This window comes from Bacillus sp. EKM501B (assembly GCF_011800505.1).
Lineage (GTDB): Bacteria > Bacillota > Bacilli > Bacillales > Bacillaceae_G > Bacillus_A > Bacillus_A cereus.
The window spans coordinates 77,930-89,638 of the sequence record NZ_JAALFZ010000001.1 but is presented as its reverse complement, the minus strand read 5'-3'; the positions used below and the strand labels follow the sequence as shown (position 1 = coordinate 89,638).

Genomic DNA, 11,709 nt, shown 5'->3' with positions numbered 1-11,709 from the left:
AAAATCGCATATATATAACTTATAATGAATGTATATAAAAAACTTTAATCAGCCCTCACCAATCGGGCTTTTACGGGCAGCCCGCCCCCATCTAACTTTTTTGCTTTCGCTGAATTTTGAGGTAGGGGTCTTACTGCCCGGCAAATAGCGGGATAAAAAAGCGATTAGGACATGTCTCCTAATCGCTTTGCCAAATAAAAAGCTGATTAAAAATAATATCTTTAATCAGCTCTCTATTATCTATGAAATTATTCTTCAATTAAATTAGACATTACATATGCATACACTAATGCTTCTGTATGCGCAATAGAACTTTCATGCGTACGTTCAAATGCGTGGGAAGAATCAATACCCGCTCCAATTAAAGCATGTTTCACATCAAATCCCGCGCGAATCGCAGCTGATGCATCAGATCCGTAGTATGGATAAATATCTACTTTATATTCAATATGATTCGTTTTCGCAAGCTCTACTAAATGTTTACGTAAAGCGTAATGATACGGGCCGCTAGAGTCTTTTGCACAAATAGATACTGTATATTCATCAGATGCTTGTCCATCACCTAACGCTCCCATATCAACTGCTAAGTATTCAACAGTTTCTTCTGGAATGTTAGAGTTACCACCGTATCCAATCTCTTCATTATTAGAAATTAAGAAATGCGTCGTATATGGTAATGTTATGTTTTCATCTTGTAATCTTTTAATTAATTTTAATAAAATTGCAACACTTACTTTGTCATCTAAATGACGTGATTTTATGTATCCACTCTCTGTAATTTGAACGCGCGGATCAAATGAAACGAAGTCTCCTACTTCAATTCCTAATTCGCGTACTTCATCAGCTGAAAATACGCGCTCATCAATACGAACTTCAATATTTTTCTCATCGCGTTTTGCTTCACCTGCATCTTTATATACATGTACAGATGTTTGATGCATTAAAATTGTTCCTGTATACGTCTTGCCACTTGATGTTTCAATTTCGCAATATTCCCCTTCTACGGAGTTCCAGCGAAATCCACCAATCATAGAAAGACTCAGGCGACCGTCAGGCTTAATTTCTTTTACCATCGCACCTAACGTATCAACGTGTGCCGTTAATAAGCGGTGCTGTGCATCATTTTTCCCTTTTACCGTTAAAATAAGAGCTCCCTTATTATTACGTTTCGTTTCTACGTTCCACTCACTGACATAGTTTTCAATGAAATTAATAATTTTTGCTGTATTTCCAGATGGACTTGGAATAGAGACAAGCTCCTTAATCAGTTCCATCGTTTCTTTCGCATGATGTGCCATTGTCGTTTCCTCCTCTTTTTCTCTACTATTCAGTATACAAAATTCACCAGAAAACCTCTACTTATATAGCTTAATTTTCTAAATTGTAGTAAAATTCTTTTTAGTATATAAAAGGAGTTATAAAATATGAATATATTAAAAAAATATATACACATTGCACTCATTTGGTTTTTAGCATCATTATTTTGTTTACAAATCTCTTATGCCATTCACACTACTACTTCTATTACAATCGGCTGGATATTAACAGCTATCTTCTTCATTATTAGCTTCATTGCAACAAAAAAGCATAGCGTTACTCATTAACGCTATGCTTTTCCTATAAAACTATTCTTCTGAAACGTCTAATAAATAAATACCTCTTTCAAATCCACCGCGCTCTACTTCTTTTTTCTTACGAAGGCGTTCTACATCTTCAATCGATGCACCTTCTGCACGTGCTAATGAAATGATAACTTCTAGCGCATCCGCAAGAGAATCTAGCGCATGTTCGCGTTCTTTCATAGAAGCAAATTCACGAATTTCTTCCGTTCCAATTTTCGCTAAAGCCTGTATGTATGCTTGCCCTGTTAATTTTTGTGCTGTATACGTTTTTCCAGACATTAAAATCTTCTCTGGAACACGATCTCTTACTAACTTGTTATATGCTGACATCATTCATCCTCCTATATTTAATAACATCCGAGCTCTGCTTTATAGAAAAACCATTTTTTCTTCACGCACGCACTTAACATATCAATTCCTGATCCATGTGCTCTTACATGTGGAAAGAAATAGTGCTCTAAGTCTTCGTCCTTACCATATAGAGTTTGATACTCATCTGGAATCGCTTCTTTTTTCACATCTTTTTCTTTCGTCACCCCGTCAGAAAATGCAACACTTGGATGTCCCTCAAAAAACAACGCAGTCCGAACTGCCAAAGATGGTGTACTATGCAAAGCAGAATATGTAAGCAAAATAATAGTAATAACACCGATCATTTTCTTCATGTATTACTCCTTAAAAAAAGTGCTAACACAATTATACTAAAATGTGTTAGCACTTTCTCCCCTTTATCCCGAATTAACGAGCTAATAATCAGTGAGGAATGGACAAAATCCTCACTTCACTTTATTCCCCTTTAAATGCTGGTAAACGTTTCTCTAAAAACGCAGCAATTCCTTCTTTATGATCCGCTGTTTGTCTCATTGCATATTGACCACGCTTTTCTAATTGCAATGTTTGCTCTAAATTAGAGCGATTTACTTCACATAAAATTTGCTTCGTTTGAATCATTGCTTTAATCGGTTTTTGTGACCATTCATTAATTTTTTGTTTCACAGCCGTTTGGAAATCTTCGCCGATTACTTCATCAATTAAGCCGATATCAAGCGCTTCTGTCGCTGATAACTTCTTACCTTCCCAAATAATTTGCTTCGTCATATTTTCACCGACACGCTTTTGAAGGAAGAAATGACCGCCTCCATCTGGAATTAAAGCGATTCCAATAAAGTTCATTGCAATAACAGATGATATATCCGCCATTACATAATCAGCTGTTAACGCAATACTTAACCCAAGACCTGCAGTCGGTCCATGAATTGCACTAATAACAAGCTTTGGCATCGTATATAATGTCACGACAACTTCAGAAATGGTATTCATAATGCCATCAAACTTACTTTCATCATTACTTGAAAGCATCGATTTAATATCCCCACCCGCAGAAAAACCACGGCCGTTCCCGCATAACACAACGATATGCGCAGAACTTTCCGCTACTTCTTTCAACTTTTGTAATAACTCTTTTAATGTCGGCTCATCCAACGCATTTAACACCTCTGGGCGATTGACCATAACCGTTGCAACGTGGCCTTCATATTTCACAATAACAGATTCTGTTTTACTCGTTACTTCCATTACATACCCCTCTTTTCTCCATAAAGATTATACTTATATAATTATAGAAAACCACTGAAAAATCCTTCTTTTTTTCTCAATTTTCTGTCTAATAATCTCGCAATTTGTACATTTACCGTATAAAACATACAATTCCGTTGAAAAATATAGAAATTAAAGTCGGTTTATCCATGCTTTTCATCTATTTACCATTACAATGAAATGGTGTATTCTTAAGTTTGATAAAAAACAAATATTGAAATTCATTCGCCTTACTATGTAAAAAAGGCTTTATACCCATCTTTTGGGTGTTGTAATAAAGGAATGAAGAACTGGAGGAACATATGGTTAATAAGTTGAAACAAACGGATAACTACTTCCCACATTTCCTATTGCTATTCATTGTGTTTCAACCAATTTTAGATTTATTAACATCTTTTTCAATCTATATACTACACATGAGCGCAACAGTTGGAGTTGTAGTCCGTTTCGCCTTTATGCTTCTTGCATTAGGGTACCTACTTCTTCATCACAAACAACAAGATGCGAAAAAGTACATCCTCTATTTGTGCTTACTCGGGATCGCACTCGCAATCGGTCTTGTAAATAATATGATGGTTAAATCTCCAGTTTCATTTGGAGAAGAAGTTAAATTCATCTTAAAGAGCGTATATCCAATTGTGCTACTGTTTGGATATATTATCGCCTTTAAAGAGCTAAAAAATAAAGAGTATGTATTCCATAAAATCATTACATATTTCTTATATGCAACTTTAATTTTAAGCATTACAATGATTGTCGCAATGCAAACTGGAACGGATTTCCCAAGCTATCCTCACTCAAAAATCGGTTCAAGAGGTTGGTTCTTCGCTGGAAATGATTTAAGTTCTCTTTTCGCCATTATGTTCCCAATCATTGTCTTATATTCGATTCATAAAACAACTTCTTTCTCGAAAATATATTACTGGATTCCAACAATACTTGCGATGTATGCAAGTATTATGGTCGGAACGAAAGTCGGATATGGCGCAATTGTTATTACATTAGGCGTAGCACTTTTCTTCTCATTCATTGAATATATGATAAATCGTAAAAAAGAAGGAAAAGGATTCACACATATTGTAAATACCGTTGTTGTCGCAGTTATACTAGGAGGTTTAATTGCTCTTACACCGCATACTCCTATCGCAAAAAATATGGGCATTCACATGCAAATATACGAATACAAAAAATCAGTACAAGAAGAGAAAGATCGAAAAGAAGGAAAAGTAATTAAAGCAGATCCAGAAGATGCAAAAAAACATGCAAAAGGTGAACTTACAGATTCTGAAGTAAAAAGTTTAATTTACAGTGATCGCGACAAATTCTTAAAAACATACAAACAATACTATAAAGACGCACCGCTTTCACAAAAACTATTCGGAATGGGTTACGCTGGTAACTACACAGATAAAATTAAATTAATTGAAATGGACTTCCATGACCTATTTTTCGCCTTTGGAATTGTCGGTTTCCTTATTTACTTAATACCTCTTCTATACTTTGGTATTAAATTATTTATCCGCATGATCACAAACTTTAAGAAAATCATGAAAGTAAAGTATATGCTATTAGCGAGCACACTCGTTCTATCACTTGGCATTGGCTTTATGTCTGGCCACGTATTAACAGCACCAGCCGTTAGTATTTTCTTCGTTGTTATACTCGCTTATATCATTGTTGATTTTGAAATTGAATAAAAAGAAGGTGCTACGAAATATTAGTAGCACCTTCTTTTTTATTTAATTAATGTTTTACGTATTCTAAGCTTTCTTTTGCAATATACGCTTCTGTTACAGTAGGATTATCTGAAATAACTTTAACCCACGCTTTTCCGTTTATTATCTCTTCACCAGTAACTGTGACAACTACATTTGTATTTAAACGATACAGTCGCTCATTTGATATACTAGGATTCTTTTTCACTTCCACGTTATTCATCACACGTGCAAGTTTGTACTTGTTGTATTCTTTTTTACCTAAATAAGAATCAAAACGGTTCATATGCCCCGCTACTTTTTTACCCCAGTTCGCATCAGATGCATATTTCGCATTTAAACCAGCAGCTTTATCACCTGTATATGTTGCTGTATAACGCCAATGTCCTGGATTTAAATATCCTTCATTCATGTATAATTTTGCTGCATGTTCAATACAATCTTCTTTTGAATTGAATGCTTCTCCGTTACCATACGGACTATCGTCTGTTGCTTTTAAACCAAATAAATTATTTTTGTCTTTTGCAAGAGCGCTTGTTCCATAATAACTTTCATGAATTGCTAATGAATATAAGAATAATGCATTTACATTATACTTGCTTTCTACTTCTTTAAATTTCTTTCCTAAACCAATTAATGGAGAGTCTGGTTTAATCGATTTCACATAACTATCTAGTTGTTCAGCTGTATAATCTGTTTTCGAACGTAATGATAAATAATTGAAATATTGATAGAAAGTTTCGTCTCCAAATGTCTTTCCATCTACACTATACATTTGCTGTCCTTGCTTCATGAAAGAAGGTGCCACACCATATCTAAATTCTGTATATCCAGGTGAACTTGTATTATATGTATAATATTTATGGTATAAATATCCATCCGATTTCACATAATAAGACGACTGTTTCATTTCATTTGTAGGAATTAAAGTGATTTCATTCTTCTTCACATAACCTGTCAAACCAGAAAGTTGAATTTTCACACGATCTTCGCCAACTTCTAACACTTTCAATTCTGTTCCATACTGAATATACGTATATACTGTTGACAAATTCTCATCATAAATATTAATGATGTTTTGCCCAGTTATTCTTTTCGCACTTGCAAAACCATCTTTAATCCATAAAAATTCGTTCTCGTATTTTACCGCATTCATACCTTTATTTTGAGCAGCCGTAACCGCTTCTTTATACGTATTATAGCGCTCTACTTCTTGCTCTGTTCCGTTTTCTCTTACATTTGTCACAACATATTTCTTAGTTTCTACAGGATTGCTATTTCCGTTTTTTTCAATCGTCTGAAGCATGCGATCCAACATAGCTGAAGCCATCCCTCTTGTAGCTGATAAATGTGGTCTAAATGTATTATCTTCTGGATACCCTTTAATAATTTGAGTAGCCACCATAACTTGTACATGCTCTTTATAGTTAATACTATCTTTATCAGTAAAGGTAAGCGGACTTACAGCTACTTTAATATTTTTATAGTCTAACGCTCGCTTTACCATTATCGACATTTCTTCACGTGTAATCACATCATTTGGTGAGAATGTCTCGTTCGTACGACCATTAATAATTTTCGCTCCATATGCTCTACTTACACCATCATATAAACCGTAAGTCTTCGGCACATCCTCGAAATTCGAATCAGCTTTCGGTAAATTTAAAGCCCTTGCTATGAATGTAGCAAACTCTGCTCTTGTTACTAATTTATCAGGCGCATATACATTGTCTCCATACCCCATTAAAACTCCTTTAGTAATAAGTGAGCGCATATTCGTCTCAAACATATGTCCTGTAATATCATCATTTGCCGCATAACTTGAAATAGGAGTTAAAAGTAATGATCCCGTTAATGCCACTGCTGTTATACCTTTTGAAAAAGTCTTCAAGGTTATCCTCCTCGTAATCTACGAATTTATTATCACAAATTTGATTATATAATAATCACAATCATTTTAGCATAATAAATAGGAATTAAAATAAAACGTTTTTTAATTAGAATTTTCATTAAATTCAAAACAAAACAAAAGACACTTTACTTTTTTAATAAAGTGCCTTTTTCCATATGATCAATGAGTTTCTTTGTTGCCTGTTTGCCTTGCAACCGAAGCTCATCTATTGTCAATTGTAACTCTTGCTGCACAGTTCCTTGTTGCATTAATTGCTTTTTCGCAATTTCATATAAATACTCAGCACTCCATTCGCCATCCACACTTCCTATAACTGGCTGATTCACTTGACTTAAAAACGAATCAATTTTCGGATCGTATGAAATCCCGACCATTGGAGTTTTGGCTACAGCAGAAAAAACTAGTGCATGAAGACGCATACCAATTAGTAATGAACATTGTGATAAAATGAATATTTTCTCGTCGATATCCATTTTATATGGAAGCATATACGTCTCTTCTCCCATTAAGTCTACTACTTCACGCGAAGCTTTTTGATCAAATGGCTCATGCATTGGAACAAATAGAATTTGGTATCCTTCTTGCTTTAATTTTTTTAATGCCGCAGCTAATTTTTTTATATAATCTTCTTTTGCATTCCAATAACGCACACTAACCGCAATTACTTTTCCATGTATCGAATGCTTTTGCAACCAATCCGATTGTTTTGTCCGTTTCCATGTTAAAACAGGGTCTGGAACAATTTCAATATCGTTTTTTATGCCAAGTTCTTTTAAATATAAAAACGAATCCTCATCTCGAACTGATACATAGGAAGCTTTTGACAAGTTCCATTTTACTAATAGACGATTATATCCTTTTGTAATTGGACCTATTCCTTGTGAATAAATATAATACGGCTTTTTTAATAATCGAGCGAGTCCCATAATACCCGTATAATATAGAATACTCTTCGTACTTGTCTGATCTTGAAGAAGGCTCCCGCCACCGCTAATAACTCCATCACTGTTTTTTATCGCATGATAAACAGCTTTTATATCCCAGCGATCTACCGATTCTACACCATACATTTCCTTTGTATATTTAGAATCATTTGATAGTACTACTAGTTCTATATCCGGGTTCTCTTTACTTAACGATTCAATAATTGATTGTAGAATCGCCTCGTCTCCAACATTATAAAAACCATAATATCCTGATAAGACTAAACGCACCCTAAATCTCCTCCAAAACTAGGTAACCGTTTATTTCATCTAACATAAACTAGTACCCATTCCTTACCTAAACACTTGATACCCTACATAGTTTCCTCTTTATCAGTTCATCTGAATTATAATAAAAAATTAAATTTCTATATTTATCTTTTCAAAAATGGTATTTTGTTTATTGATATCCATTTTAATTTCAAAGCACATACACCATACAAAATGGTTGTAATACTTAATGCTATACCACTGAATAATAACGTCATAATTCTTGAAGTTGTAACATCTATCACATTACATAATTCATACAATCCTAGTCCCAAAATACATGCTATTGCTAGCACACCGAAAAAGCTTTTTAAATGAATAGAATAGGCAATATAGCTTCGAATATACAAATGATTTACAATACAAATCAATACGTAAGTAATTAATGTACTATACGCCGCTCCATCTATGCCAAACTTCTGCACGAACATCATGTTTAACATGACTTTCACACAACTCGCACCAATAACAATCCATGCAGCTTGTGCAGAACGGTTAATGCCCTGTAAAACACCTATTGATAATACCATAACCGCAGTAAAATACGAACTGCCAATCATAACTGTTAACATACTACTGCCTTTTACGTCTGTGAACAATCCGACATTTAACGGTACGGTTAATGCCATCAACCATATTGTTAACGGTGCTGTCAAAACATGCGCTAGTCGATTTGTATTTTGAATTGTTATTTTCGCCAAATTTATATCTCTTTTGGCCAATGCGGAAGTTAAGAGTGGTATTAACGGAAATACAATTGCACTTGCAAAAATAACAATTATTTGCGTGAATGCAAAACCGCGACTGTATATTCCAAATTGTTCTTGAATTTCTGCTGATGATCCTTGTAATACATGTGGTATTGTAAGCGAGTCTACTAAATTTAAAAGTGGCATTGATAAAGCTCCGATAGCGATTGGGATCGATACCCGCAATATCTTTTTGCCGTGTTCTCTTAAATCTCGGAGCGAATAGGAATTGCTTTTATTGTAGTATGGACTTCTATTATATTTTATACGCAAATATATAAGCGAACTAATGACTCCAAGAAAAGAGCCAACCATCGCACCACTAGTAATAACAGTATTACTCTTATCCCATGATACTAGTATGTAAGCAATTATTAACATAAAAAACACACGTACAAATTGCTCAATGACCTGTGATACCCCTGTTGGTTTCATATCACCGAAACCTTGAAAATACCCTCTATACACCGCCATGTATGGCGCAATGAGTAATGCTAATGAAGTAATAAGCAACGGCATTCTAGTTTCTTGTCCACCGAGCATATTCGCAATTTCAATAGAAAATAATACAATGACTAAACAGCCGAAAACGCCAAATGCTATCCCAATAATTGACGCTGATTTAAATAATTTCGCAATTTCCTTTTGCTTATTTTTTTCGTTCAACTCTGCAATTAGTTTCGAAATTGCAAGTGGAACTCCGGCTACCGATAATGTAAGAGCAATCATATATACAGGAAAAACAAGGCGAAAAATACCGAGCACTTCATCTCCTGCAATATTTTGTAATGGAATTTGAAAAAAACTACCAAGCAATTTTGACAAAAAAGTTGTAATGGTTAAAATTGCTGCTCCTTTTACAAATGTTTTATTCATATTTTTTCTCTTTTCTTTTATACATATACTCTCAAACATATTGTTTCAAACGATAGGAATTCACTTTATCCCATTGGTTATCATAACAAATTTATTATAGGTTGAATACTTGGTTTTTTTTTCAAAATAGAAAAGCGAACCCATTTAAGCCTGTCTCTTCACAATATTTTTCTAATTCCTTCCATTATATATGTACACACTATAACCATTTCTGTTACGCCAAAAGAGCCCTTCCTCTCTGTCACTGCGATACATATTACTAAAAACATTATAAAAACATCCCACAACTCTACATTATAATTTATGTAAAATTGTGAGATATTCTAATTACTATCTAAACACTTAAGATTTTCAATTGCTCTTTCTGTTCATCGCTTGCCATTACTGCGATTGTTTTTTCAATACTCGGATGTACTTGCTCAAGCTTTACACTTGCTCCTACTTTATTTGATTGCTCAACAAAATTTAATAATGCCATAGCTCCTGATACATCCATATAACGCACATCTTTCATACGTAAAACAACCGGTGACTTCACATCTTGTAAAGTAGAGAAAATACGATCTACTGATAGGAAAGAGAGCGGTCCTTGAATTGTGTACGTTTCTTCTTTTTCTTTTACGATAGAAGTTTTACGTTCTTTACATTTCACCATATATATGATGAACGAAAGAATAATACCGAATGCAACAGCAATCATTAAATCAAACTTCACCGTTACAATCATCGTTACGAGCATAACAACGACATCACCTTTAGGAGCGACATGCATCTTTTTCATGCTTCCCCAATCGAACATTCCAATACCAGTTAAAATTAAAATACCTGATAATACAGCAAGTGGAATATATTGTACGACCGAACCAAGACCCATAATAAAAATAAATAAGATAACACTATGCATACATGCCGAAAGTGCCGTTTTACCGCCACTTCTTATATTCACGATAGACCTTACAGTCGCACCTGCACCTGCTAATCCGCCAAACAATCCGCTCATCATATTACCGATACCTTGTCCAACGAGCTCTTTATTACTTTTATGACGTGTACCTGTCACATTATCCATTACGACCGATGTTAACAACGAGTCAATCGATCCTAATAAAGCAATACTAAGCGCTGGTAAAATAAGTGCTGCTATTCCTGTTCCACTTAAAGATGGAATATGAAGCGTAGGTATCGCTTCTGGAATGGTTCCAATCTTTTCAATTACTTTATTTAGTGAAAGATTTCCGATAATCGGTAACTTTACTGTAAGTCCTTCGAGTAAGGAAGAAAATAAAGGAAGCAAAGCTGTCACACCGACTAGTGCTACTAAACTAGACGGAATCGCCTTAATCCATTTGCCAGAAACAATCATTACAATAATCGTTAACACAACAAGTAGAAAACTATTTTGTACGTGCTTTATTTCGCCTAAAATAATGATTAATGCAATACCATTCATAAATCCTGAAACGACAGGATACGGAATATATCGAACGTAAGAACCGAGCTTACATACACCGAATAAAATTTGAAATAACCCTGCCATCATAAAGGCAATAAAACTTGCCTCTAACCCGTGCGTCGCAATAACTCCTGTTGCAATAACGGTAATTGGTCCAGTTGGCCCTGTTACTTGCCCAGGTGTCCCGCCAAATAACGCTGCGAATAAACCTGCAAAAATCGCACCATACAATCCAACAAGCGCTCCCTCAGACGTTCCTGTCGCGGCAATACCAAATGCAATCGCAAGTGGTAACGCAACAATCGCAACAGTAAATCCTGCTAAACATTCCTTTGCTATTTTTTGAAACATAAAAAAACCACCTTTGTATAAAGTCCATGTTCCATTGTACACCTAAAAAGATACATTCGTTAGCTCACTTTTTACATTCTCGTGACGTAAACGTATTCAACGAAAAGTTTTCCCCTTATCTTTGGAAACAATTGCAACTATGCTATAATGAACAAATTAAATCTTTTACTATATACTTGGAG

The 11,709-nt window shown here is 34.7% G+C and carries 10 protein-coding genes; 2 read left to right on the top strand and 8 right to left on the bottom strand.

Going from position 1 to position 11,709, the window contains the following annotated elements:
• Window positions 1-248: 248 nt before the first annotated feature.
• On the bottom strand, window positions 249-1,298 hold the full coding sequence (locus HFD78_RS00440) for a M42 family metallopeptidase (RefSeq protein ID WP_000930027.1): 1,050 nt from the start codon (window positions 1,296-1,298) through the stop codon (window positions 249-251).
• A gap of 126 nt (window positions 1,299-1,424) precedes the next feature.
• Here HFD78_RS00440 and HFD78_RS00435 point away from each other — a divergent pair, with 126 nt between their 5' ends.
• On the top strand, window positions 1,425-1,604 hold the full coding sequence (locus HFD78_RS00435; RefSeq protein ID WP_001023485.1) for a hypothetical protein: 180 nt from the start codon (window positions 1,425-1,427) through the stop codon (window positions 1,602-1,604).
• 21 nt (window positions 1,605-1,625) lie between these two features.
• Here the strand turns inward: HFD78_RS00435 and HFD78_RS00430 are convergent, their stop codons facing one another.
• The 3 genes from HFD78_RS00430 to HFD78_RS00420 form a co-directional block, all read right to left on the bottom strand.
• Entirely contained in the window at window positions 1,626-1,952 is a 327-nt protein-coding gene (locus HFD78_RS00430) for a nucleoside triphosphate pyrophosphohydrolase (protein WP_001277348.1), read from the bottom strand.
• A 17-nt stretch (window positions 1,953-1,969) separates the two neighbouring features.
• A complete protein-coding gene (locus HFD78_RS00425) occupies window positions 1,970-2,287 on the bottom strand; it encodes a hypothetical protein (protein WP_000738198.1) in 318 nt (105 codons plus the stop codon).
• A gap of 121 nt (window positions 2,288-2,408) precedes the next feature.
• Entirely contained in the window at window positions 2,409-3,197 is a 789-nt protein-coding gene (locus tag HFD78_RS00420) for an enoyl-CoA hydratase (RefSeq protein ID WP_087966291.1), read from the bottom strand.
• Window positions 3,198-3,520: 323 nt separating this feature from the next.
• On the opposite strand from HFD78_RS00420, the gene HFD78_RS00415 reads away from it, so the two are divergent.
• On the top strand, window positions 3,521-4,915 hold the full coding sequence (locus HFD78_RS00415; RefSeq protein ID WP_000247535.1) for an O-antigen ligase family protein: 1,395 nt from the start codon (window positions 3,521-3,523) through the stop codon (window positions 4,913-4,915).
• Window positions 4,916-4,961: 46 nt separating this feature from the next.
• Here HFD78_RS00415 and HFD78_RS00410 read toward each other — a convergent pair whose 3' ends face one another.
• The 4 genes from HFD78_RS00410 to HFD78_RS00395 form a co-directional block, all read right to left on the bottom strand.
• The gene (locus HFD78_RS00410) at window positions 4,962-6,824 is read right to left on the bottom strand and encodes an S-layer homology domain-containing protein (protein WP_000847504.1); all 1,863 of its coding nucleotides are present in this window, start codon (window positions 6,822-6,824) and stop codon (window positions 4,962-4,964) included.
• 146 nt (window positions 6,825-6,970) lie between these two features.
• On the bottom strand, window positions 6,971-8,059 hold the full coding sequence (gene csaB / locus HFD78_RS00405; RefSeq protein ID WP_001241591.1) for a polysaccharide pyruvyl transferase CsaB: 1,089 nt from the start codon (window positions 8,057-8,059) through the stop codon (window positions 6,971-6,973).
• Window positions 8,060-8,202: 143 nt separating this feature from the next.
• Window positions 8,203-9,723, bottom strand: a complete 1,521-nt coding sequence (locus HFD78_RS00400) for a putative polysaccharide biosynthesis protein (protein ID WP_001043994.1) — start codon at window positions 9,721-9,723, stop codon at window positions 8,203-8,205.
• 334 nt (window positions 9,724-10,057) lie between these two features.
• The gene (locus HFD78_RS00395) at window positions 10,058-11,527 is read right to left on the bottom strand and encodes a SulP family inorganic anion transporter (protein ID WP_000486650.1); all 1,470 of its coding nucleotides are present in this window, start codon (window positions 11,525-11,527) and stop codon (window positions 10,058-10,060) included.
• Window positions 11,528-11,709: the final 182 nt, after the last annotated feature.